At 37.1% G+C, this 24,119-nt stretch carries 27 protein-coding genes; 13 read left to right on the forward strand and 14 right to left on the reverse strand.

The features are described from left to right. The first annotated feature begins 2 nt into the window (after window positions 1-2). From BMX11_RS09460 to tsaB, 6 genes are all read left to right on the forward strand, one after another. The gene (locus tag BMX11_RS09460) at window positions 3-1,064 is read left to right on the forward strand and encodes a sensor histidine kinase (protein ID WP_245738626.1); all 1,062 of its coding nucleotides are present in this window, start codon (window positions 3-5) and stop codon (window positions 1,062-1,064) included. After that, the gene (locus BMX11_RS09465) at window positions 1,042-1,776 is read left to right on the forward strand and encodes a LytR/AlgR family response regulator transcription factor (RefSeq protein ID WP_090883777.1); all 735 of its coding nucleotides are present in this window, start codon (window positions 1,042-1,044) and stop codon (window positions 1,774-1,776) included. Before BMX11_RS09460 ends, BMX11_RS09465 begins: the two co-directional genes overlap by 23 nt. A 149-nt stretch (window positions 1,777-1,925) precedes the next feature. Next, window positions 1,926-2,084 carry a 50S ribosomal protein L34 gene (gene rpmH, locus BMX11_RS09470; RefSeq protein ID WP_090883778.1) on the forward strand — a complete coding sequence of 53 codons (159 nt, stop codon included), beginning with the start codon at window positions 1,926-1,928 and terminating at the stop codon, window positions 2,082-2,084. Between the two features lie 62 nt (window positions 2,085-2,146). After that, window positions 2,147-2,545 carry a ribonuclease P protein component gene (gene rnpA, locus BMX11_RS09475; RefSeq protein WP_090883779.1) on the forward strand — a complete coding sequence of 133 codons (399 nt, stop codon included), beginning with the start codon at window positions 2,147-2,149 and terminating at the stop codon, window positions 2,543-2,545. Beyond that, complete coding sequence (gene yidD / locus BMX11_RS09480) at window positions 2,529-2,759, forward strand: membrane protein insertion efficiency factor YidD (RefSeq protein WP_090883780.1); 231 nt, start codon at window positions 2,529-2,531, stop codon at window positions 2,757-2,759. Before rnpA ends, yidD begins: the two co-directional genes overlap by 17 nt. Window positions 2,760-2,915: 156 nt before the next feature. Then, window positions 2,916-3,614 (forward strand): tRNA (adenosine(37)-N6)-threonylcarbamoyltransferase complex dimerization subunit type 1 TsaB, encoded by a 699-nt coding sequence (gene tsaB, locus BMX11_RS09485; RefSeq protein WP_090883781.1) that lies wholly within the window; start codon window positions 2,916-2,918, stop codon window positions 3,612-3,614. Between the two features lie 2 nt (window positions 3,615-3,616). On the opposite strand, the gene BMX11_RS09490 is transcribed toward tsaB, so the two are convergent. Continuing rightward, complete coding sequence (locus BMX11_RS09490; protein ID WP_090883782.1) at window positions 3,617-5,026, reverse strand: DUF5723 family protein; 1,410 nt, start codon at window positions 5,024-5,026, stop codon at window positions 3,617-3,619. A gap of 29 nt (window positions 5,027-5,055) precedes the next feature. Further along, window positions 5,056-6,624: a hypothetical protein gene (locus BMX11_RS09495; RefSeq protein WP_090883783.1), complete on the reverse strand. Its 1,569-nt coding sequence runs from the start codon at window positions 6,622-6,624 to the stop codon at window positions 5,056-5,058. A gap of 91 nt (window positions 6,625-6,715) precedes the next feature. Here BMX11_RS09495 and BMX11_RS09500 point away from each other — a divergent pair, with 91 nt between their 5' ends. The 3 genes from BMX11_RS09500 to BMX11_RS09510 all read left to right on the forward strand — a co-directional run bounded on the left by BMX11_RS09500 (window position 6,716) and on the right by BMX11_RS09510 (window position 10,329). After that, window positions 6,716-7,102, forward strand: a complete 387-nt coding sequence (locus BMX11_RS09500) for a DUF423 domain-containing protein (protein WP_090883784.1) — start codon at window positions 6,716-6,718, stop codon at window positions 7,100-7,102. Then, window positions 7,102-9,582, forward strand: coding sequence for a replication restart helicase PriA (priA, locus tag BMX11_RS09505; RefSeq protein ID WP_090883785.1), 2,481 nt, complete (start codon window positions 7,102-7,104; stop codon window positions 9,580-9,582). The genes BMX11_RS09500 and priA overlap by 1 nt, the downstream gene beginning before the upstream one ends. Window positions 9,583-9,672: 90 nt before the next feature. After that, complete coding sequence (locus BMX11_RS09510) at window positions 9,673-10,329, forward strand: protein-L-isoaspartate(D-aspartate) O-methyltransferase (RefSeq protein ID WP_090883786.1); 657 nt, start codon at window positions 9,673-9,675, stop codon at window positions 10,327-10,329. A 129-nt stretch (window positions 10,330-10,458) separates the two neighbouring features. Here BMX11_RS09510 and smpB read toward each other — a convergent pair whose 3' ends face one another. After that, on the reverse strand, window positions 10,459-10,908 hold the full coding sequence (smpB, locus tag BMX11_RS09515) for an SsrA-binding protein (protein ID WP_090883787.1): 450 nt from the start codon (window positions 10,906-10,908) through the stop codon (window positions 10,459-10,461). 189 nt (window positions 10,909-11,097) lie between these two features. Here smpB and BMX11_RS09520 point away from each other — a divergent pair, with 189 nt between their 5' ends. Beyond that, the gene (locus BMX11_RS09520; protein ID WP_090883788.1) at window positions 11,098-11,577 is read left to right on the forward strand and encodes a TlpA family protein disulfide reductase; all 480 of its coding nucleotides are present in this window, start codon (window positions 11,098-11,100) and stop codon (window positions 11,575-11,577) included. Window position 11,578: 1 nt separating this feature from the next. Here BMX11_RS09520 and BMX11_RS09525 read toward each other — a convergent pair whose 3' ends face one another. Together BMX11_RS09525 and BMX11_RS09530 are read right to left on the reverse strand one after the other, a co-directional pair. Continuing rightward, window positions 11,579-13,441: an Nramp family divalent metal transporter gene (locus BMX11_RS09525; RefSeq protein ID WP_090883789.1), complete on the reverse strand. Its 1,863-nt coding sequence runs from the start codon at window positions 13,439-13,441 to the stop codon at window positions 11,579-11,581. Beyond that, window positions 13,428-14,090 (reverse strand): metal-dependent transcriptional regulator, encoded by a 663-nt coding sequence (locus BMX11_RS09530; RefSeq protein ID WP_090883790.1) that lies wholly within the window; start codon window positions 14,088-14,090, stop codon window positions 13,428-13,430. Before BMX11_RS09530 ends, BMX11_RS09525 begins: the two co-directional genes overlap by 14 nt. A gap of 126 nt (window positions 14,091-14,216) precedes the next feature. Here BMX11_RS09530 and BMX11_RS09535 point away from each other — a divergent pair, with 126 nt between their 5' ends. Further along, window positions 14,217-14,687, forward strand: coding sequence for an Lrp/AsnC family transcriptional regulator (locus tag BMX11_RS09535; RefSeq protein WP_090883791.1), 471 nt, complete (start codon window positions 14,217-14,219; stop codon window positions 14,685-14,687). Between the two features lie 137 nt (window positions 14,688-14,824). Here BMX11_RS09535 and BMX11_RS24285 read toward each other — a convergent pair whose 3' ends face one another. Genes BMX11_RS24285 through BMX11_RS09550 form a run of 4 tightly spaced genes read right to left on the reverse strand, consistent with a single transcriptional unit; the run spans window position 14,825 to window position 16,712 of the window. Next, entirely contained in the window at window positions 14,825-14,998 is a 174-nt protein-coding gene (locus tag BMX11_RS24285) for a hypothetical protein (protein ID WP_175474520.1), read from the reverse strand. Window positions 14,999-15,012: 14 nt separating this feature from the next. Continuing rightward, window positions 15,013-15,486, reverse strand: a complete 474-nt coding sequence (locus BMX11_RS09540) for an alpha/beta hydrolase (RefSeq protein WP_090883792.1) — start codon at window positions 15,484-15,486, stop codon at window positions 15,013-15,015. Then, window positions 15,487-16,167, reverse strand: a complete 681-nt coding sequence (gene ung, locus BMX11_RS09545; protein WP_090883793.1) for a uracil-DNA glycosylase — start codon at window positions 16,165-16,167, stop codon at window positions 15,487-15,489. It abuts the gene before it with no gap. A gap of 23 nt (window positions 16,168-16,190) precedes the next feature. Continuing rightward, window positions 16,191-16,712: a thioredoxin family protein gene (locus tag BMX11_RS09550; protein WP_090883794.1), complete on the reverse strand. Its 522-nt coding sequence runs from the start codon at window positions 16,710-16,712 to the stop codon at window positions 16,191-16,193. Between the two features lie 113 nt (window positions 16,713-16,825). Here BMX11_RS09550 and BMX11_RS09555 point away from each other — a divergent pair, with 113 nt between their 5' ends. After that, window positions 16,826-17,365: a YgaP family membrane protein gene (locus BMX11_RS09555; protein WP_090883795.1), complete on the forward strand. Its 540-nt coding sequence runs from the start codon at window positions 16,826-16,828 to the stop codon at window positions 17,363-17,365. Between the two features lie 182 nt (window positions 17,366-17,547). Here BMX11_RS09555 and BMX11_RS09560 read toward each other — a convergent pair whose 3' ends face one another. Beyond that, a complete protein-coding gene (locus BMX11_RS09560) occupies window positions 17,548-18,045 on the reverse strand; it encodes a YdeI/OmpD-associated family protein (RefSeq protein ID WP_090883796.1) in 498 nt (165 codons plus the stop codon). A 291-nt stretch (window positions 18,046-18,336) separates the two neighbouring features. Between BMX11_RS09560 and BMX11_RS09565 the strand changes: the two genes are divergently transcribed. Further along, window positions 18,337-18,891, forward strand: coding sequence for a pyridoxamine 5'-phosphate oxidase family protein (locus BMX11_RS09565; protein ID WP_090883797.1), 555 nt, complete (start codon window positions 18,337-18,339; stop codon window positions 18,889-18,891). A 62-nt stretch (window positions 18,892-18,953) separates the two neighbouring features. On the opposite strand, the gene BMX11_RS09570 is transcribed toward BMX11_RS09565, so the two are convergent. The 4 genes from BMX11_RS09570 to BMX11_RS09590 all read right to left on the reverse strand — a co-directional run bounded on the left by BMX11_RS09570 (window position 18,954) and on the right by BMX11_RS09590 (window position 24,074). Continuing rightward, window positions 18,954-19,169 (reverse strand): hypothetical protein, encoded by a 216-nt coding sequence (locus BMX11_RS09570; protein ID WP_090883798.1) that lies wholly within the window; start codon window positions 19,167-19,169, stop codon window positions 18,954-18,956. A gap of 95 nt (window positions 19,170-19,264) precedes the next feature. Next, window positions 19,265-20,974, reverse strand: coding sequence for a lysine--tRNA ligase (lysS, locus tag BMX11_RS09575; RefSeq protein WP_090883799.1), 1,710 nt, complete (start codon window positions 20,972-20,974; stop codon window positions 19,265-19,267). A gap of 541 nt (window positions 20,975-21,515) precedes the next feature. Continuing rightward, a complete protein-coding gene (locus BMX11_RS09585) occupies window positions 21,516-21,974 on the reverse strand; it encodes a MaoC family dehydratase (RefSeq protein ID WP_090883801.1) in 459 nt (152 codons plus the stop codon). 183 nt (window positions 21,975-22,157) lie between these two features. Then, window positions 22,158-24,074 carry an AMP-dependent synthetase/ligase gene (locus BMX11_RS09590; RefSeq protein WP_090883802.1) on the reverse strand — a complete coding sequence of 639 codons (1,917 nt, stop codon included), beginning with the start codon at window positions 24,072-24,074 and terminating at the stop codon, window positions 22,158-22,160. Between the last annotated feature and the right edge of the window lie 45 nt (window positions 24,075-24,119).

Here is a 24,119-nt window from a genome sequence, read left to right on the forward strand (position 1 = left end):
TTTTGACAATAAGACCTTTATCAGTTCCACAGATACAGAAAACTGCCCTGGCATTTGCATTGGCCTGGATAATACTTTGCGCAGTAGGATTGCATTATATTGTTAAGTTTTCTTGGGCGGTATCTGCAGCAGATAGCATAATCAATAACTTCTTTTTAGCAGCAGCCTGCGTGAGCGTGAGTAATATGTTAGGTTATTACCAGCCAAAAAATGAACGGATTTTTTATGTGCTTATCGTAACGCTGGCGCTCACGGCTGTGGTACTTTTTGCATCCAAATATGCTTTATTGTATATCTTTTCAGATTTTAAAGAATACAAGGAGTTTTATAGTTTTTCTTTTGCTTTTAGAGCCTTAATCTCTTTTATGTGCCTCGCCTGGTGTGCCCTGGCTAATATCCTTTGGTATCGACTGGAGGAACAATCTGAAACGCAAACACGATTGCTTGCTGCACAAAATCTAGCTAAAGAAGCAGAACTCAATAAATTAAGACATCAATTACAACCCCATTTTTTGTTCAATAGCTTAAATTCCGTGTTTGCACTTACCATGATTAACCCGAAGGAAGCAGGAGTAATGATTACCAAACTCGCGTCTTTTTTACGGGGTACCCTAAAAAGAGATGATGAACTTTGGGTTTCTGTAGAGGAAGAAATGGAATACATTCAATTGTACCTGGATATTGAAAAAGTAAGGTTTAGTCATCGCTTAAATATAGAGGTTAACGTAGCTGAAGAAACTCTTGGTTTGTGTTTGCCAGGTACTTTGTTGCAGCCAATTGTAGAGAATGCAATAAAATTTGGATTGTATAATACTTCATCTGCGATCACCATAAAGATTGATGTAAGTGTAAACGAAAAACTTTTAGCCCTCAGGGTTGAAAACCCTTTCGATCCAGAAATGAAAGCCGCAGGTGGTACAGGCTTTGGTTTAGGTGCTATTAAACGCAGATTATATTTGTTATTTGCAAATCCGCACCTGTTGCAAACAGAAATTGAGGCAAATAATTTATATATTACCACCCTTAAAATCCCGCAGAAAAATGATCCGAGCGATACTAATTGATGATGAATCCTTAGCTAGAGATATTGTAAAGTATTACCTGTCAGATCATCCTGAAATAGAAGTTGTTGCAGAATGCGTTGATGGATTTGAAGGCTTGAAAGCAATCAATCAGCATAAACCAGACCTTATTTTTTTAGATATTCAAATGCCTAAAATAAGCGGCTTTGAAATGTTAGAATTGGTGGAAGATAAGCCTGCAGTAATTTTTACCACCGCTTTTGATGAATATGCCATTAAAGCCTTTGAGGTAAACGCTGTAGATTATCTCTTAAAGCCCATAGATAAAGGGAGGTTTGATTCAGCCATCAAGAAATTACCAGGTAAATTAAATCAGAAAGACAATACAGAAGCAGTTCTAGATGCTGCAGCCTTAAGTCCGGCGCAGAACAATAGGGTAGTGGTTAAAAAGGATGGCGTAATTAAAATTATTCCAACATCGGATATTAATTACCTGGAAGCAGACGATGATTACGTGAAATTAAATACCGTTGATGGCGCATTTTATAAAAATAAAACCATGACGTATTTCGAACAGACCTTGGATCATACCCAGTTTATCAGGATTCACCGTTCATACATTATCAACCTGGCTCAGGTAACAAAAATCGAACTAAAGGAAAAAGATAGCTACATTGTGCTGTTAAAATCCGATATTTGGCTACCAGTAAGCAAAACCGGGTATACTAAATTGAAAGCAGCTTTAGGGATGTAAAACACTCACTAAGAGTATATTTGTTTAAGGTAGGTACAGATATATTTGTTTTCTTTGAAAAATAAAATTCATCTGACTTGCAATTTTAGAGAAATCGCTTTATATTTGCACCTCTTAATTTTAAAAATTACAATAGATAATATACAGTCATGAAAAGAACATTCCAACCTTCGCAAAGAAAGAGAAGAAACAAACACGGCTTCCGCGAAAGAATGGCAACAGCTAACGGCAGACGAGTATTAGCATCACGTCGTGCTAAAGGAAGAAAAAGATTAACAGTATCTGACGAGCGTAAGCACAAAGCATAATTTTTGATTGCTCCTGCTTTAAGGAGTAAGCAGATCAAATCTGCAATCATCAATCAAAAAAGATGTATACATTTCGAAAAGAAGAACGGTTGTGCAGTAGAAAACATTTAGATCTACTGTTTAAAAACGGTTCTTCTTTTTTATTATATCCTCTTCGCATCTCTTATCTTTTTATTGATCAACCAGCTGAGGTTAAAGCCCAGGTCGTAATCAATGTTCCTAAAAAAAGATATAAAAGAGCTGTTGATCGAAACCTGCTTAAGCGTCGAATCAGAGAGGCTTACCGGCTTCATAAACAGGAGAATTTATACCTTCAATTACCAGAAAGAGATGGACTACTCTTGTTCTCTATCCAATTTGTAGGTAAAGATAAATATGAGTTCGCTTTTATAGAGAAAAAGCTGCTGGCAGCCTTTAAACGTTTTTTAAGCTTAGTCAAACCCAATGAAAGTCATTCGTAGGCTATTCAGCTGGTTATTTTTGGCATTGATTAAGGTTTACCAATATGCCATTTCTCCAATGCTTGGAGCCAATTGCAGATTTACGCCCACCTGCTCTCAATATGGGGTAGAGGCTATCAGAAAATATGGGCCATTTAAAGGTGGTTGGATGACTTTGAAGCGTATTGGTCGCTGCCATCCCTGGGGGGCACACGGACACGATCCTGTTCCTTAGCTAAACCCGTTCAATGGTTCATTAGTTTCATTAGTTCATTAGGCATTGGTTCATTGGCTCATTTGTTGAAGGATCTAAGCGCCAAATCCGCATTCTGGCATCTCATATCTCACATCATGTGTATCATATCTAGTATCTAATTAATATCTTTGCGCTATGGCAAAAATACTTCAGATAGAAACAGCTACAGCAGTTTGCGCTGTGGCATTATCAATAGACGGCCAAACCGTTGCAATTAAAGAGGAAAGCGGACAAAACCTGCACGCCAGTAATCTTACGCTATTTATTGAAGAAGTTGTTTCTGCTGCCGGTTTAACTTTTAAAGATCTTGATGCCGTAGCGGTTAGTAAAGGCCCTGGATCCTATACAGGCCTGCGTATTGGTGTTTCTACTGCTAAGGGACTTTGCTGTGCATTGGAGATACCTTTAATCGCCATAAGTACCTTAGAAATGATGGCAAAGGGGTTCTTGACGGCTAATAAAGATTACAAGGGATTAGTTTGCCCTATGATTGATGCCCGAAGAATGGAGGTTTACACTTCCATTTTTGATGAACAACTGAATGTTATCGAACCTATATCTGCTAAAATCATTGATGAGCTTAGTTTTGCCGAATTGCTGAAAGGCAATCAGATTACTTTTTTAGGCGACGGTGCGGCGAAATGTAAATCCACACTGAGTTCAGGTAATGCGCTCTTTAGCGAAGTTAATTTCAACTCCGCCCAATATCTATCAACTCTTGCATACGAGGCATTTAAACGAGGTGATTTTGAAGATGTAGCTTATTTTGAGCCTTATTACCTTAAAGACTTTGTGGTTACGCAGTCTAAAAAACAAAAGGCTCAGCAATCATAAGATTACTTCCGCTTAAATATTGAGAATAAGTTCTTAAAGAAGCTTCCACCCTCATTATCATTTATACCCGGCATCACATCGCTAAATTGAGGGTGATTAATTGTGTTTCCGAATTTTATTCCAATTCCCATATAAAATGAAGCTCCATTAGGGCCCCTTCCTATTGTTGCATCTTCTTTTAAAATTCCTTTCACCTGACTAGCGGTAGAAAAAAGATTATCGGTCCCTAAAAACAATTCAAAATTTGGTGTTTGGTATTTCCCTTGAAGTCCTACCATGAAAATATTATTTAAATTGTACAGGGGGGTAACGCTTCCAGAAAAGTCGTTGTAATTAAACGTATTAATGAATGCGATATCTCCTCCTTTGTAGAATAAATTTTTAGAAACTGCTAAGCCGGGTTTATAGAAACCATAGGTTTTGGAAAGATACACATCAGCCTTGGCATTGGTCAAAGCCATGAATTTTTTACTTTGTTGGTGAAGCAGAAAGATATCTTCGATTTCATCATTGGTGTTGCCCTGGTTATTGGCAATGTTATCAATTTCCTTTGTCTGGTTAACGGTGGTTCTTTGTGTAGTATTTCTCCACCATATAAAGCCCAGATCTTTGATATTAGCCATCAAAAAGAGGCCTTTTTTGCTGGTATAAGTTGTTCCAAAACCGAAAGATAAACCTGGGTTTTTAAAGTTCGGGAAAAAGGTTTTTTTGTTAATCTCTTCGGTGTCGTAAAAATTGCTGGAGTAAGTTCCCGCCAGCCCAATGGTTAACGAATTGGTTTCCGGGCTAATGTTGAGGTAAGAATCGGAAACGTTTAGCTTGTTATAAAGTATGCCACTCAATAAGCTGGCTTTTACACCAAAAGATAGCCGCTTGTTGTAATTCTCTCTATACGTGAAGCTAAATTGATGATAGCTTTGCTGATAGCCCTTGGTATTGAAGATATCATTGTAAGCTGTATTGGGGTTAAAACGCTCATAAGTATCAAAAATGGCAAGCGTTTCATTGGTATAATCAATATGTGCATCCGATCTGATTTGCCAGGCGAAGCCCATCTCTTTCTGGTATTTGTAAGATTTGAACAACCGGAAAGTAGCAACATATATATTGCTGTTCTCATAAAAGTGATTGATATCTCCCATGCCAATTGGTAGCCCTTCTGTGTCGTTTATGCCTTCCTGGCTAAGCTTTCTGATCACTCCCTGTGCGCTTCCGCGATTAGCGCCATTCACGCCAAAATAGGGAAGGAAAAAGTTAGAAGAAAATTTTCGGGAAGAATCTAAAGTGAAAGATTTTTGAGCGGGATTCTCAAAAGCATCGAACATAGTTTTCGTTCCAAAGAGGGCGTATTGTTGCGCGTAGGTTGTATTTGCTGCAATAAATGCAAATACAATTAGTAAAAGTTTCTTCATGTACAGGGCGTTTGTAGCTGGTTTCTTAATTAACGGTTGCTTAGCGAATCTGGTATTTCTGGTTTTAAATGTTTGTTTAAGAGAATGTTAGTGTTGAATTTGTTTTTTTCTGCACTCATTTGATAGAAAAAAGTATCAAAACTTTTCAAACCACTATCTGCCCTTAAATGTTTGTAGTAAGGTAATAAAATATTATTTCTAAAAATGTCTGCTGAGTTTTTAGTATTGATGTAATAACTAACATTTGCTGTGGTAGAAATTTGATTTAAGGCATCAAGATAGGCTGGCCTTTGCAATAACAACCTGTTGTTTTTATAGCTATTTAAGAATGATTGCAACGTACTGGCATTGTTAGCTACGATTAAGTAATTATCTGTTATCGTGTAGTAAGGCCTGGTGAATTTTTTAAAGGGCTCTCCAAAAAAGTTGTAAAGTATACCAGCCGATTTAAAAATTTTAATTTCTTCATTATAATCTGTACTTACATCAAGCAACAGCTGCTTCACTTTTTCTCCATTGCTTAAGGAAATGGCACCAAGCTTTTCGGTAGTGCTTAATTGAAATGAAATAAACTGATTTTTTACATAATTGGAGAATACATCAGTTAAATCTATTCTGTATTCATTCTTAATTTGTTCTATTGCAGCTTTGGATTTATTTATTTCATTGATTTGTGTTAGCCATTGTTCCAGTTTTTTTTGCCAGGCTTTGTAGCTGTCAATGGCATAAACATTATAATTGGCTGTATTATCGGGCAAAATGTCGGTTATGGAAATGTTTTGAGCCGGTATGTTTTCAAATAACTTCAGGTAATTGTTGGTATCCTTAATTTCTGTTGATCCATTAAACAGAATTCGCTCTTTACTAAAGTTATAATTCAACGTAGCATAACTATTCTGCTGGTTGAAAATGCTAAGTTCGCCACTCAAATTTCCAGCGATAATATTTTTAATGAGCTGGGGCGCTTGATTGAAATTGATGTATATACGGGCCAGCGCATTCTTATTTTGTTGATTATTCTCCTTTATATACGCTGTAAAAGGGTTTTCTTCTAATCTTACGCCTGCCTCATGAATTAATTTTAAAGAGGTAGATGCTGTAATTACGCTATTTTGAATACCAATAAAAATAGAGAGACTATCATTGAATTTAATGGAATAAACTTCCTTCTCGTTTTTAATTGCTATGGTTTTCTTTTTTAGCAGCTCCTGAAGCTGGCTAATTTTTTTTTCCTTAATAATTTGTACGGTAAAGAGAAAGTTTAAAGTTTTATTTGAATCGGGCAGCACACTGATGTAAACCTGCTGATTTTTAATAAAACTGTTTATCTTATTATTCTCGATGATCTCTTTTTTAAATTGCAGTAATAGTTTTACTTTATCAATGCCAATAGCCTGTTGTAGTAATTGCTGGCTTTCAATAATATCGTAAAATCCTTTGTCGTTTTGAAAAGAGAAGACCAGGGCGGCATTATTTGTAGCAGATTGAAGAGCAAGGTCTTTAGCATTGTTCTCGGTGTTCAATCTGGAAAAATAAAGGTAAGCCATTAAGACGCTACCTATAAATAATGCTGCTGTTAAAATTATTATTTTTTTCATCTGTGTATGCAACAAATTTAATTTATTACATTGATTAGTGAGAAGTTCTTGACCATTTTATTAATTTAGCCCTGCTATACGCAAAAGCTATATGAATAAAAGAATTATCCTCACTGCTGCTTTTTTTGGAGCCGTAGCCGTTTTATTAGGTGCTTTTGGGGCGCATGGCCTTAAGAGTCTGATAGATGCACCTGCTTTAGAGATTTGGCAGAAAGGAGTCGACTATCAATTTTATCACACCTTTGCATTATTATACCTTTCAACCTTTGCACGTTACAGAAATAAATTGATCAATATTGCGTATTTCTGTTTTACCTTTGGCATTATTCTGTTTTCAGGTTCTCTTTATTTGCTCGCTACCAGAAGTATTTTTAACTTCAGCTTTACAGCTTTTATAGGACCAGTTACACCTATTGGTGGTTTACTATTTGTTTTAGGCTGGATTATGTTATTCTTTGCCGCTTTTAAAGATAAATAATGGAATCTTTCGAAAATGACATATTTACAGAAAGAGAAACACTTTTTGTGGAAGTTATTTTGCCTTTATCCCTGGCGAAAAATTATACCTATCGTGTTCCTTTTGACCTTAATAACCAGGTAGCAATCGGTAAGAGGGTAGTGGTGCAATTTGGTAAACACAAAATTTATACTGCACTTATTAGTGCCATTACAAAAGTACCACCTGCTGCCTACGAAGCTAAATATATCATTGATGTAGTTGATAATGAGCCTGTAGTAACACCAGTTCAGCTTAAATTCTGGACCTGGATGACACAGTATTATATGTGTAATGAAGGCGATGTGATGTCTGCAGCGCTTCCGGCAAGCTTAAAACTGGCCAGCGAAACCATTTTGGTTTTAAGAGAAGATTTTAAGGATGATGTGCCGTTGACAGAAAAAGAAGAAATTATTATTGCTACGCTTAAGAAACAGCAGAAGCTTACTGTAAATGATGTGTCTAAGCTTTTAGGACAGAAAACCATTTATCCAATCATTAATAACCTTTTAGATAAGGAACTGATTTTGGTGGCAGAAGAAGTTGTTCAGAAATATAAACCACTACTTAAATCGTTTATCCTGCTCAATGAGTTCTATCTGGAGGAAGAAAATTTAAGACAGCTTTTTGAAGTTCTGGAACGTGCACCGAAGCAATTAGATGCTTTGTTAGCCTATTTAAAATTAAGCAAGTCGGGAGAACCCATCTCAAAAGAACAATTGCTGGAAGCGAGTAATTGCGGGCCAGCGGCATTAAAAGCACTTACCGATAAAGAGATTTTTGTGGTGATGAAAAGGCCTGTTAGCAGACTTGCCGCCCACGATGACGAGTTCAATGTTAACTTTACACTTAATGAAGGTCAGCAAAAGGCTTTTGAAAAAATCAAAGCCTCTTTCGAAGAAAAAGATGTGGTGTTACTTCACGGAGTTACCGCTTCAGGGAAAACACAGGTGTACATTAAATTAATTGAAGAGATTATTCAACAAACTGATGGACAGGTGTTGTTTCTTTTGCCGGAAATAGCCCTAACTACTCAGATCGTAGAACGCATTAAACGATATTTTGGTAACGCCATTGGTGTTTATCATTCTAAATTTAACAATAGTGAGCGGGTTGAGATCTGGAATAAAGTGAGGACTGGCGCTTATAAAGTTGTTTTAGGTGCAAGGTCGGCAGTTTTTCTTCCTTTTCAAGATCTTAAGCTTATTGTTGTGGATGAGGAGCATGAATCTTCTTATAAACAACAAGATCCGGCACCTAGATATCAGGCCAGAGATGCGGCAATTTATCTCGCTCATCTTTATCAAACTAAAGTGGTGTTGGGTTCTGCTACACCATCCCTCGAAAGCTATTATAATGCCCTTCAGGGAAAGTATGCTTTAGTAGAAATGAAAGAACGCTTTGGAGGTGTTCAGTTGCCTAATCAACAGGTGGTGAGTATTGCAGAAGAAAATAAAAAGAAAACGATGGTTTCTTATTTTTCGAGTATACTTATTAAGGATATAGATGAAGCCCTGGCTAAAAAGGAACAGATTGTACTCTTTCAAAACAGGAGAGGTTACGCCACCATATTAATTTGTGCCACCTGTGGCTATACCCCTAAATGTGTGAATTGCGATGTGAGTTTAACTTATCACAAAAGTAGTGGAAAGCTTCATTGTCATTACTGTGGTTATTACCAAAGCAGCGTAAATATATGCCCCGCCTGTGGCTCTGTGCATGTAGAACAAAAGGGTTTTGGAACAGAACGTATTGAAGAGGAACTTAAACTACTCTATCCAGAGGTTAACATCGCCCGGTTAGATATGGACAGCACCCGGACGAAAAATGGTTTGCAGCAAATCCTGACTGATTTTCAGGAGAAGAAAACAGATATCCTGATTGGTACACAAATGGTAGCGAAAGGACTGGATTTTGATAACCTAAACCTGATTGGCGTAATTAATGCCGATACGATACTGGGATATCCAGATTTTAGGGCTTATGAAAGAAGTTTTCAATTGCTGGCTCAGGTTGCCGGAAGAGCGGGAAGAAGGAATGATCAGGGAAATGTATGTATACAAACGTATGATGCCGATCATCGGATTATAAAGCAGGTGGTAGAAAATGACTATATAGGAATGTATAACGATGAGATTGCAGAGCGTGAGCGATTTTCTTATCCGCCTTTCTCCAGAATGATTTTTCTTTACCTTAAGCACAAGGATTCTAACGTACTCGATCATGCATCGGCAACACTTGCCAATATATTAAAGGGGAAGTTTGGTAAGCGTGTACTCGGACCTGAACAGCCTTTGGTAAGCAGGGTGCGAAATCTTTATATTAAACAGATTATTATCAAGGCAGATAAGCATACTGCCATACAAAAGGTTAAGGATGTTTTGCGCGAAACGCTAACTGAATTTAACGCTACAAAAGACTTCAAAAGCGTAATTACCCAATTGGATATTGATCCTTATTAGTAGTTTTTTTAGTTTTGATTTACTGCTACTTACAAAATCGCTAAAGAATAAAGCTTGTTTCACCATTAAAAAAAGCTAATTTTGAAGCTCATGGCCTATAAATTTGTTGATAATTACCGAGAACGTGGAGCGAGAAAAAAGCTGGTAGAGTTGTTGAGATCTCGCGGAATTGAAGATGAAAATGTGCTTAATGCAATAGGCAAGGTTCCTCGTCATTTCTTTTTTGATGAAACATTTTGGAAGCAAGCCTATAAGGACATAGCCTTTCCAATAGGTGATGGGCAAACCATATCTCAACCTTACACAGTTGCTTATCAAAGTGAGTTACTGCACATTAAAAAAGGAGACAAAGTTTTAGAGATTGGCACGGGATCGGGTTATCAAACTTGTATTTTAATGGAGCTTGGTGCCCAGGTTTATACCATTGAGCGGCAAGAAAATATTTATAATAGAACTATACAGGTATTGCCAGGCATGGGGTACAGACCTAAGTTTTATTGTGGAGATGGTTCCAGAGGGATTGCAGAAGGCGCTCCTTACGATAAAATTATTGTGACTGCTGGTGCACCTATGGTACCCGAAATCCTCTTAAAACAGCTTAAAATTGGCGGAATATTGGTTATTCCAGTAGGGGATGAACATACCCAGAAAATGGTAACGGTGCTACGGGTAAGTGAAACTGATTATGAAAAAATTGTTTTAGATACTTTTAGGTTTGTACCACTGGTTGGTGATCAGGCCTGGTGAGGATTAATATCTAGTATCAAGTATTAAGTATTTAGTATCAAGTACAAAGTAGTTGGTTTCAAGATTAGATATTTTGTTATAGGCTTTGAACTTTGAACTTTCAACTTTTGACTTTTAACTTTCAACTATTTATCGTTTCATCGCTCTGTCTAACTCACGTTTTGTATCTCTTTCTTTGATGCTATCTCGTTTATCGAATTCCTTTTTACCTTGACCTAAAGCGATTTCCATTTTGGCAAAGCCTCTTTCGTTGACAAAAATTCGGAGGGGGATAATGGTGTATCCTTTCTCTTCTCCTTTTGTTTTTAACTTTCTAAGCTCCTTTTTTTGCAGTAATAAAACCCGGTCTCTTTTAATATCATGGTGATAGAAAGAGCTGTGACTATATTCAGAAATGTGGAGGTTGCGCACATAAAGATTATCTCCGATAAACATGCAGAAAGCATCAGTCATATTCGCCTTTCCTTGTCTAATCGCTTTAATTTCAGTTCCTAATAAAGCTATACCCGCCACATACTTGTCGATAAGGTTGTAGTCGAAATAAGCCCTTTTATTTTTTATATTGATGTCGTTTTTCAAAATGTATGTTTTTAATCGTTGAATTAATCTCTATGTCTTAATTCGGGATGCAAATATCTTAAAAATAAGCGTAATTAAATTATTCAATAACATTTAACAGTGATAAAGCTCATCTGTTTGTAAAACAAAAGTTAAAATTATAGTTGTAACTCTTTAAAGTTTTATGTTTGGGGCTTATCGGTTAAACTTATGAAATCAAGACTTCTTTTTGCTGTAATCTTTTTATTTTTCGTTTCAGTTGTAAATGCTCAACAACCGGCTGCTTTGCCTTTGTTCACTTTTTATAAGCTAGATGGCAAACCCGTATCCAACATTAATCTTAAAGCAGGAAAGAAGAACCTGTTCATTTTATTTGATTGTACCTGTGAGCATTGCCAAAGAGAAACCAAGCTGTTAAATACTAACTACGCGGCCTTTAAAGATGTTAATATTTACATGATTACTTTGGATGAAGCTTATATCATACCTAAGTTCTTCGATTCGTATGCTAAAGGCTTAAATGCTAAACCCAATGTAACTGTATTACAAGATAAAAAGCAAATCTTCATTCCTACCTTTCTCCCTTCTATGTATCCGGCTATGTACTTATACTCTCCACAAGGAAAACTTCTGGCCTATAATGCGGGTGATGGCGGGATTAAAAAGATGCTGAAAACTATCAAAAAATAAGCTAGCGAATAATCAGCACCGGAATGTTTACCTTATGCCTTACGGAATCAACAGTGGTTCCGAAGATAAGGTCCTTAAGTCCTTTATGTCCATGGGCACCCATTACTAAAAGCTGAAACTCATTTTTGTTGCTGATATCTGCTATTGCCCTTGCAGTTCCGCCAAATCCTATAAATACGCTGGCATCATAACCCAGATCGGCTAGGTTTGCTTTATATTTTTCAAGGTTTTCTGCATCGCTTTGCGTTTCATGGTCCATCACAATATCGCCATGGTACCTGGCAGCAGCAGTTTCTACTACGTGTATAAGGTAATAATGGGCATCTTTTCCACCCTGAATTAAGGCATGTCTGATGGTATTTCTGTCATTTTTAGAAAAGTCTACCGCTATTCCAATTCTTTCATAGCTTATTTTCTCAATCTTACCAATATCCAGGGCATTGCCATGAGGTACCATTTGTTTAGCACGATTTTTCTTATCGATAATGGGATGAAAGAAAACATAAAGAAGAAGGAGTGCGGTTAAGATTATAGCGGGGAAAATAAAGACATAAAGCCACCAAATATTGGCATCCTTGGTCCAGCCACTAATCTCTTCTATAACCAGCTTTACATTGAGTGATATGATTACAGCAGCACTGCCCCAGGCGAGTACTTTTACCCAGGGTTTAATGGCAAAATCTTTCATCAACTTTTTATCAGAGGTAAAATGGATTAAAGGGATAATGGCAAAGCCCAATTGTAAGCTTAGCACTACCTGACTCAAGACCAATAATCCGCCTAGTGCATCATCACCATAATGTAGAATAGTAAAGAATGCAGGGATAATGGCTAATAACCGGGTGATTAAGCGTCTCAGCCAAGGCTGAATCCTTAAGTTTAAATGCCCTTCCATTACAATTTGTCCGGCAAGGGTACCTGTAACGGTAGAACTCTGTCCGGCGGCAATTAAAGCAATAGCAAATAAGGTTGGGGCAACATTTCCAAAAATATTAGACAGTAATTTATGGGCATCCTGAATCTCTGCTACCTCGTGTAATCCATTTTTATAAAAGGCTGCTGCCGCCAGTATCAGAATAGCGGCATTAACAAAAAAGGCAAGATTTAAAGCAACAGTAGTGTCTATAAGATTAAATTTCAGGGCTTCTTTAATTCCTTTATTACTGCGCTCAATTTTACGTGTTTGAACCAGGGAGGAGTGTAAATAAAGATTGTGCGGCATAACGGTAGCGCCAATAATACCTATAGCAATATAAAGTGCATCACCGCTTAACAACGAAGGCTCAAATCCTTTTACCACCTCTTTTAATGAAGGTTCTACAATGAACATTTCTGTCAAAAAAGATAATCCGACAATGAAAACCATCGATACGATAAAGCTTTCCATGGCTCTCATTCCTTTATTGAGTAAAAAAAGGAGTAAGATGGTGTCAAATATGGTAATGGATATTCCCCATATTAAAGGGAGTCCGAAAAGTAGCTGTAAGCCTATTGCCATTCCAATGATCTCCGCCAAATCGCAGGCTATAATAGCCGTTTGGGCAAGTCCAAATAAAGGAATGTTCGCCCATCTTGGATAAGCATGTTTAGAGGCTTGGGCAAGGTCTAGTCCGCGAACAATCCCCAATCTGGCGCTTAATGATTGAAGTAGGAGCGCAATCAGGTTCGACATTAACAGCACCCAGATTAACTGGTAACCGAATTTACTTCCCCCAGCCAGGTCGGTCGCCCAGTTACCCGGATCCATGTAGCCAACGCTAATCAGGTAAGCGGGACCAATAAAGGCTAAAATTCTACGCCATCCCTTGCGTTTATCGGTATGAACACTTTGATGTACTTCGCTTAACGATTCAGATTTTGTCATTATTGCTAATTAAAATGTGTTTGGCAACTTCTCGGCTAATATTTACTGGTTTATTGGCGATTAAGAGTTCAACTGAACCATCAAAATCGGTAATATCCTTCACTTCAATCTCTTTCCCTAATGTTAATCCTAACTTCTCTAAATGTTTTAAAAATGCCGAACTGTGCTGGCTTACACCCGTGATGGTGCCAAGGTCATTAATTTTTAAATCGATAAGTTTTATAAATTGGGTTTTGGCAAAGCGGCCATTTTTATCAGGTATAGGATCTCCATGTGGATCTGATTTAGGGAAACCTAGAAATTCATCTAAACGCTCAATAAGATCGACAGATTTGATATGTTCCAATTCTTCTGCAACATCATGCACCTCATCCCATTTGAAATTCAATTTATCTACCAAAAAAACTTCCCATAAACGATGTTTTCTAACAATGTCTATTGCCGCTAATCGGCCGTTTGTAGTTAAACTTACTCCCTGATATTTAATATAATCAACCAGGCCTTTTTCGGCTAGTTTTTTTATCATGTCTGTAACGGAGGCAGGCTTGGTTTGAAGTTGCTCTGCAATGGCATTTGTTTGCACACTGCTTGACTTTTCTGCCAGATGATAAATCGTTTTTAGATAATTCTCTTCGGTAAAGCTCTGCATTTATGTTTATCTAATTTTATTTTTAGGTAAATCTAAAAATTTTTATTTAAAATATATATGATAAATTATGTTAAAATTTAGAATATAATTTGGTTATGTTTGTGTTCTCAATACCTTTTAACCAATATGGCATCAGAATTAGATAAAATTGATTTTAGAATCTTAAAAATTCTACAAGAAAATGGTAGAATTACCAATTTATTACTCTCACAAGAAATCGGTTTATCACCCGCACCAACTTTAGAACGTGTTCGTAAACTCGAAATGGCAGGATATATCAAAAGTTATCATGCTTTAGTAGATGAAGAAAAGCTTGGATTAGGCATTAAAACTTTCATTCAAATCCAACTGGATTTTCATAAGAATAATACCATTCAGATTTTCCTGGATGAGGTAAATCAGATTAAAGAAATTACCGAGTGCCATCACGTTACCGGACAGGCAGATTTCCTGCTTAAGGTTTATGTGAAGGATATTAAAGCTTACGAGCGATTGATCATGGATAAGATCAGTAAGATTTCCGTTGTGAAAACTTTTCAGACCATGATGATTATGTCAACTACTAAAAAAGAGCCGATTGTGCCTTTAGAATATTAGAATTCGGAGTTTTTTACCACCTCAGGCATCTTAGGCATCTAAGCTGGCATCCAGTTTAAGTGTTAGCAACTACTTTACAATACTGGCACTGTTGCCCCCACCTTAGAGCCTCAACGGCATCTAAGGTGGTTAAAACTTTAAGTGTCGATGGTTTTCCTCAATATTTTACCAATCAAAGCAGAAATTTCGGCTGCATTTTGATAAACCATAAAATGTGTTCCTTCAGGAATCGAAAAGTCTGGCAGGTATTTTTTGGTGTAAAGTATCTTATCTTTCGTACCGTGAATATGAAAAAGTCTTTCAGGCTTCATCTCGTTTTTCCAACTCAAAATAGCCCCAATAGCCCATTTAAAAATTGGGCATCAGTATCGTTTACAATTTTGCTTAGGAGCTTTTTCTCTACTGCTGTTTTTATTCCGAAGAAATAATTTTGGGTCAGTTTATTCGATGATTTAAGTAAGCTGGCAGGAATTAAAGGTAATAGATTCAATTTGCCTGCAAGTTGATAGCTTATGGGGAGGTGACTGCTTTTTAAACTGCTGGAAATGATAATGGTTACCACCGGTGATAATACTTTTGCTATTTCTACCGCAATCATTCCTCCAAAAGATACGCCAATAATTGCAAAGGGTTTGCTGGGATCGATAATTTCACTTAAGCGTTGAGCATAGTTTGCTAACTTCTCTTTTGGTTGCGGAGGAATCCAATCAATGTGATTAATGACAGTATTTTCGGGAAACTTAAGCTTACCGAAAATACGTCTGTCCGCCCCCAAACCGCTAATCAAATAAACATTCATTTATACTGGCAGCGTCCAATCAATGGGTTTTAAGTTATTTTGAACCAATAGCTGATTGGCCTTGGAGAAGTGTTTAGATCCGAAGAAACCATTGTAGGCAGAAAAGGGTGAAGGGTGGGCTGCAGTGAGTACGTAGTGTTTCTTTTGGTCTATTAAGGCTCCTTTAGCTTGTGCATATTTACCCCAAAGTAAAAAAACAATGTGCTCACGCTTTTGCGATAGTGCTTTAATAATTTCATCTGTAAAGATTTCCCAGCCACGATTTTGATGGGAGCCGGCCTCACTTGCCCTAACAGTTAAGGTCGCATTTAATAAGAGTACACCCTGCTCGGCCCAATGGGTTAAATTGCCATGAGCCGGGCTTTTGAAATCGGATATATCGGTCTCTAATTCCTTGTAAATATTTTTTAAAGAGGGGGGAATTGCAACCCCACGTTGAACTGAAAAAGATAAACCATGTGCTTGTCCGGTACCATGGTAGGGGTCCTGACCTAAAATAACTACCTTAACATTATCGAAAGAAGTTGTATTTAACGCATTAAAAATATCTGCTCCCTTGGGGTAAATTGTTAGCCCTTTATCTTTCTCATCTTGTAAAAAAGCCTTCAGGCTTTTCATATAATCTTTCTCAAATTCTTGATCTAAAACGGCGAGCCAACTGGTTTCTAAGGATGGAGACATATATTGAAAATTAAGCTATTATATTATGAAGTTTTCTGTTTTAATATGGCTAACAAATCTGCTTCCAAAGTGTTTTTTGGACCTTCGATAATTCTTCCGATCTCATTTCCTTTTTTATCGGAGATAATAAATGTAGGGACACGTAGAATATTTAATTTATCTAATAAGCCATTTTCAGCTTTTTTATTTCCGTCAACCGCAATGATATTGACATTTTTATCGCTGAAACCTGCCGCATCTAAAATTTTAAAGAAATTCGGCACATTAACCTTACTATCACCACACCAGCTGCCAAATACAATGGTAATTTTCTCCTTCTTAAGCAACTTCTTAATTTCTATTAGCGTGGCTGCATCCGGTGTGTAGGCTTCGTAAATTGGATCGTACATCTCCTTAAACTCGGGGAAAGAAGTAATGCCTTCTCGGGTGCAGGTATTGATCAGGATATCCTTATTTTTGATTTGATCGTGTATTTTTTTATTCAGTTCTTGTGCAGAAACGCTCATGGTAACTAAAATTAGGGTTATAGATAATAGGAATTTCATGTTTCTAGGGAGATTAACGTCATTATAAATTTTTAATGAAATTATTGTTTTAAAATCTAATTTCTGCTATTTAAACACGATATTTGCAGAAAAAAATAATTGTAATAAATTTTATGCCAAATATTATCAGATTAATTGCGGGGTTTGCTTTACTGGGTGGCGCAGTAGCTTTATTTATATTCGGTTTCTGGCCTTGGGGCATAGTTGCCATTTTAGTAGGTTTAATTGTATTGGTTACTTATTTCTTCAATGAAAATATGTTATTGGCACAATGGTATCTCAGAAAAGATAACATGGAAAAGGCCGAGCTGTTTTTGAAACGCATTACCAATTATGAAAAACAGTTGATAAAAGTTCAACATGGTTATTATAACCTTTTGGTCGGATTGATTGAAAGTAGAAGAGCGCCAATGCAAAGTGAGAAATATTTCAAAAAATCTCTTGCTTTAGGCATGCAAATGGATCATAATGTGGCTTTGGCTAAGTTAAGCCTTGCCGGAATTGCCATGGCGAAGCGTAATAAACGTGAAGCAACCATGTATTTAGCCGAAGCTAAAAAAGCAGATAAGAATAAATTATTAGCCGATCAGATCAAACAAATGAAAGATCAGATGGGGATGATGGATAAGCAACAACAGGTGCGTTATCGCTAAATAGCATATTGGAATTTATTTTCCTGTCAAAGCCATCTTTTAATTAGAATGGCTTTTTTATTTTATTTGAAAACGTGAGTATCAGCAATGCTTCTGAAACTGTAGCCCCGCTCTTTGCTATAGCTCCGATTAAAATATCGGAGGCTGCCACGACGATCGGGTTTAATATTTACGGCTTGTACTTATGGCTTGTCTCTTCCAATAAACCTTTCATTTCCCAATAGAAAACGAATAGCTCGCTTTACGTTCAGATCTACAGACGCTTCAGTTTTAAGGTTATTAATGTACCTGATAACTTCTTTTTGCAGGTAGGGGGCTAGGCTGTCAAATATCTGCCTGGCTTCAATATTTTCTGTCAATGCGGCTTTAAGTTTGGGGTGGAAGACTATTGTTCTTTCTTCCGGATCAAATTCTATTTCAAATTCTGCTGTATCACCCAACTCTTTACTCGCAGCAGTACGCATAGGTGCGTTAAGGTATAAGCGCCAGTGGCCTGCATATTTTACCAGGGTTTGCTTAAAAGGATAACCATCAATTTTCATCTTAACAGGGATCTTTCCTTTGTCATTTTTAGCTTGATCAAACAGGTGCAACAGTGTTTCCTCTGGTATAAATACAAAAGGATTAATCCCGATGATTTCAATTTTCGCCAGGAAGGGTTTAGGCTTTTTTGTAGGCATATGGCAGTTCTTAGTTTAAAGATACGATAAGAAGTTTATTAGTCATTGGCTCACTTTTATTGGTTCATTAGTCATGGATCATTTGTTCACAAGTTTTGAGTCAGGTAGGGGGTATGTTTTACAGTCGTAGCGAGACGCTAAAACCAGTTTTAGACGCTATAACCAGTTTTAGATTAAGTTGATTACATTGGGTGTAGGCATGTGTGCTGGTGGGGTGGTTAGATCCCCTCATTTAATTTCTTCAAAACCAAAGCGATTTTAAAATTGTAGTTTATGTAAAATCTTATACCTATGGCAACATCACAAGAAGGAAGTACTAACAATACTCAGGAAGAAAATAACATTCAGGATTTAGGCGGGAAAGAAGCTATTGAAAAGCTACGCGCATTGGCTGAAAAGGCAGAGAGCTGTTTCTTTTGTACAAATATCAAAACAGGTATTCCGTTATCTGTTAGGCCAATGGCGATTCAGCAAGTGGATGATGAAGGAAATATCTGGTTCATGAGCATGAAAGATAGCCATAAAAACGACGAAATTGCTACTGATCCATTTACCCATTTACTTTTTCAGGCAGGCGCCCATTCGGGCTTTGTTAATATTTACGGGATATCTGAAATCAGCCGGGATCAGGCTAAAATTGATGAGTTATGGAGTCCTTTTATTAAAACCTGGTTTCAGGGAGGGAAGGAAGACCCCAATATTACATTAATAAAAGTAATTCCATCAGAAGGTTACTATTGGGATACCAAACATGGTACCGCTGTTGCCTTTTTGAAAATGGCGGCTTCAGTAATTACTGGAAAAACTATGGATGACTCGGTTGAAGGGACATTAGACGTAGACTAACTTCCGTCATGCTCGATCTAAAGCGCGGCATAGAACTTTGCTGTAAATCTAGCATGAGGGATTTATTTGTCATCTAAGTTATCGTAGCCTTCGTATTCTTCTCTTTGTGCACGTTTACTTAAGATATCGTCTTCATCGATTTCTGTATGACGTTTGAAGAAAAGGGCTTCGGCCTGGATTCTTTTAATCAATTGGCGAACCAGGGTTAAATCAAATGCATCTTTACTTAATTTGATGCAGTATTCGCTTTCGTTAATTTCTAAACTTGAAGTATTCATAGCAATAATGTTAATTATCAATTGCTGTAAATATAGAAAAGGCTTGCTAATCATTTATTAGCAAGCCTTTTAAGTTTTTATTATGTTTATGTTAACTATTTGTGTGATAGAAACAAGCCATCATCAGTTTTTGCAACTTTTAAGATTCCTTTGCCTGTTAAGGCTTTTAAGGTCGTATCCCATTTTTTATTGCTCCAATCAGTCAGCTTTGCTTTAACATCTGTAAGTAGTGCTTGTTCTCCTTCTCCAACTAAGGCATAAAGTTCTGATTCTTCTGCTGTTAATTCAATTTTCTTTTTCTCAGGGCGCATTTGCGGGAAGAAAAGTACTTCCTGGATAGTACTTTGATTCGTCATTAACATGACCAAACGATCAATGCCAATACCTAAACCAGATGTTGGAGGCATACCATATTCTAATGCACGTACGAAATCATCATCCATAACCATGGCTTCATCATCACCACGGGCTGCCAGTTTCAATTGATCCTCAAAACGTTCTTTCTGATCAATAGGATCGTTCAATTCTGAATAGGCATTCGCAATTTCTTTTCCCTTAACAAATAGCTCAAAACGTTCTACTAAACCTTCAGCTGAACGATGTTTCTTAGCCAGAGGTGTCATTTCGATAGGATAATCTGTGATATAGGTAGGCTGAATTAAATTAGCTTCTACCTTCGCACCAAAAATCTCATCAATTAATTTACCTCTTCCCATTGAAGGGTCAATTTCAATGCCTAAATCTTTACAGGTTTGGGCAATTTCTTCTTCAGTCATGGCTGATACATCTATACCTGTATATTTTTGTATAGATTGGTACATGGTCAGTTTCTCGTAAGGACCTTCGAAATTGATGTCATGTCCGCCAACATTAACTACTGCCGAACCATTAGTTGCGATTGCTACTTTCTCCAAACACTCTTCTACCATTGCCATCATCCACACATAGTCTTTGTAGGCAACATAGATTTCCATAGAGGTGAACTCTGGATTATGGGTGCGGTCCATACCTTCATTTCTGAACATTTTGCCGAACTCATAAACGCCATCAAAACCAGCAACGATTAATCTTTTTAAGTATAATTCATTCGCAATACGTAAATAAAGCGGCATGTCCAGCGTATTGTGGTGCGTAGCGAAAGGACGCGCTGCGGCTCCGCCATGAATAGGCTGTAGGATAGGAGTCTCTACTTCCATCCATCCCTGCTCATCAAAATAGTTGCGCATGGTGTTAATTACCTTGCTGCGTTTAATGAAAATCTGTTTGTAATCTGGATTTACCGTTAAATCGACATAGCGCATGCGGTAACGCAGTTCCGGATCGGTAAAGCCATCGTAAATGTTGCCATCGTCATCACGTTTAACCACAGGAAGCGGTTTAAGTGATTTAGCTAAAACCGTAAATGAAGTTACATGAACGGAGATTTCGCCTGTCTGCGTGGTAAAAACATAGCCTTTTACACCAATATAATCACCTAGATCTAAAAGCTTTTTAAAAACGGTGTTGTACAAGGTTTTATCTTCATCAGGACATAAGTCGTCACGCTTTAGATACAACTGAACACGGCCTGTAGAATCTTGTAATTCAGCGAAAGAAGCACTACCCATGATACGACGGGTCATTAATCTTCCAGCAATGCTGATATTCTTATAAGCAGTTTTATCTCTTTCGTAGTTCTGGTTAATATCATCTGCATAAGCATTAACTTCATAAGCTTCGGCAGGATAGGGCTCAATGCCCAATTCGCGTAATTGTTTTAACGACTCACGTCGTAATATCTCTTGTTCTGATAATCCTATACTCATTTCGGGTATTTTTTGCAAAAGTAAGAATTTTGCAGGGTTTTATTTGTGATTTAATTTTCGTTTTTTCATTAGTACTCCATTTGATTATGGACCGTAAGGTTTAAATGGTTGTAAGTGTCACGCTAGCTAAATGTGCCTGTATGTTTACATGTAAAAAAATCTTGTTCATCTGCATGGATCTGCTACCTGGTTCCCGCAGATTAAATTTGATGCTTGCAGATTTACCTTATGTATATTATTAAAGAATTGTATCTTCAAATTATGAAAAAAATGCTCTTAACCCTTTCCCTAATTATTATTTGCCATTATTGTTTTGCTAGTTCAAATAATGAAGTTACCCACACCGCCATTGGAAATGGAATAGGCATCGGATCTGCACTTGCAGTTTCCATATGCTGGTCCAGAACAGAATCAGTTTTAAGTTCGCTTATAGCTGGAATATTTGGCTGGTTGTATATTATTTATTTTCTTTTAACAAGAGAAACATAATAGGTTGCAAATAATGACAGAAAGTATTATTATCCCTATTGATTAAATACCCTTAATTAAAATGATAAAGAAAAACCACATTGCCAATATAAGCTGGCTTGGCTTCTCCTTTAATATCTAATATGGCTTGAATAACGACTTTGGTAATGCCACGAAGATTGGATATGGCCAGTAGTTTGGCCTTAAGTTGTATTTCGCTATTTACTTTAACGGCTTGGCCGAACTTAAAGCTTTCTATGCCATAATTGATTTCCATTTTGATGTTACGAATATCAGCTATCTGTTTCCAAAGATAGGGGATAAGCGAAAGGGTAAGGTAACCATGGGCAATGGTGGTATTAAATGGGCTATCTGTTTTTGCCCGTTCAGTATCCGTATGGATCCATTGGTAGTCAAGTGTTGCATCTGCAAACTTATTAATTTGTTCTTGCGTAATGGTGTGCCATTGCGATATGCCGAGTTCTTTTCCTAGATGGGCTTCGTATTCTTCAAAATTGTTTACAATCAGCATATTTTAGAATTTATAGTAGCGGGTTTTTAGGATATACTAAATAAGGTCGGTCGCAAATGCGATTTCTCAACATTACATTAGTGTTTCAGCCCGGTGTTTAAAGATAGTATTTTAATCCACATGTGTGAATTTATTTCAGTGCCTAAGCTCATTGCGCCGAAATAAATCATGTGCCATAAGGGCTTAGGCATCTGCCTCAACATCCTCCTGGTACATTTCATTTATGGCTTCTGCATACTTCTTTTCTACAATACGACGCTTAACTTTAAGGGTCGGTGTAATTTCTCCTTCTTCGATGCTGAAGGGGTTACGTTTGATTTTAAAGTTTTTAATGCGCTCGAATTTAGCCAGTTCGTTAGAAATCTTCTTTATATCCTGAGCCATCCAATCGATAATTTCCTTATTTTGAATGAACGGATCTGCATCTTCGAAAAATGACGGTTGAAGTTTAAATGTTTCCTCTAATGTTTCTCTGTTGGGAATAATAATCGCGGTAATATATTCACGTTTATCACCCACTAAAAATAATTGATCAATTTTAGGGCTTTTCAGGTAAATGTTTTCAACAGGAGTAGGGTAAACATTTTTACCATAAGCATTCACAATCATGTTCTTTAAACGATCGGTAATCTGTAGGTTACCTTTATAGAAACGACCGATATCGCCGGTATGGAACCACATGTCTTTGTCAATAGCTTCTGCTGTTTCTGCAGGCTTATTAAAATAGCCCTTCATTACGCAGTGCCCACGAACAATGATTTCTCCTTCCGCACATTCAAAATCTTCATTAAAAGTATTGTGGGTTTGAATATTGATCATTTCTTTACTTTCTACATCTTGAATGCCTACCTCTATACCTGGAATAACTCTTCCAACAGTTCCATAAACCTGGCGGTGGAATTCGGTTACAGACATTACCGGAGAAGTTTCTGTTAATCCGAACCCTTCCAATATCTTGATGCCCAAATCTCCAAAAAATTCACCAACATTTTTAGGTAAGGCGGCTCCTCCGGAAATCATAAATTTTAACCGGCCACCCGTTTTTTCTTTGATTTTACTAAATACCAATTTTTCTGCAATCGCTTTTTTGGTAGATAATAAAAAGCCTGGATTTTTACCTCCTTCTTTAGCTACACGGTAATTTTTACCAGTTTCTAATGCCCAGTTAAATATTTTGGCTTTAGTACCACCTGCAGCTGTTCCAGATTTAATCGCTTTATCGTGGATGCGTTCTAATAACCGAGGAACACAGTTCATTACCGTCGGACGAACTTCAGCCATGTTTTTTGCCAATAGCTCTAAACTTTGAGCAAAAGCGATTTTACAGCCCTGTGTACAGCATACATGATAGGTAGCTGTACGTTCAAAGACATGTGAAAGGGGTAAAAACGATAAAAAGGTTTCTGTTTCGTCGATTACAGGAATCTGCTGTAAGCAAACTTCCACATTTTTAACAAAGTTGTGGTGGGTAAGCATAACGCCTTTTGGCGTTCCCATGGTGCCAGAAGTATAAATGAGGGAGGATACATCGTGTGGTTCAACTAAACTTCTACACTGTTCTATTTCAGCTTTTTCTGCTGCTGTTAGCTGATGTTTTAAAGCTAAAATGTCAGAAAAGCTAATAATTTCTGCCTGGACATCTGCAGGAACGGTTACTTTCTCGTAGTCTTTAAAAGCTGGAATAATGTATTTGAGTTCTTTACAATTTGGAGCTACCTTAAGCACCTTCCGGTAAAGAAAATTGTTTCCGATTAAAATTCCTTTTATACCAGAATCATTGATGATATAAGCTACCTCTTGTTCTGAAAGTGTAGGATAAATGGAGACATTGACTACCCCAATTTGCTGAATACCCTGATCATAGTAAACATATTCTGGTGAATTCTCAATCATTAAACCTAATCGGTCTCCCTTTTTCAACCCTTTCTCCAGGAAGAAAGCCGATACTGCATCTGCCCGCTTTAAGGTATCCTCGTAAGAAATCTCTGTCCACTCGGCCCCCTGTTTATGTATTAAAAAGGTGTCTTCTGGTTTATGTATATTTTTAACAACATTTCTAAGTAAGGTTGGAACTGTTGAAAATTCGTTAATTAAAGGCATGCTCGTTATTTGGTGTGTTCGTTTAATTAACAATTATAAGGCTTT

The sequence above is a fragment of the Pedobacter rhizosphaerae genome (assembly GCF_900111155.1).
GTDB classification, from domain to species: domain Bacteria; phylum Bacteroidota; class Bacteroidia; order Sphingobacteriales; family Sphingobacteriaceae; genus Pedobacter; species Pedobacter rhizosphaerae.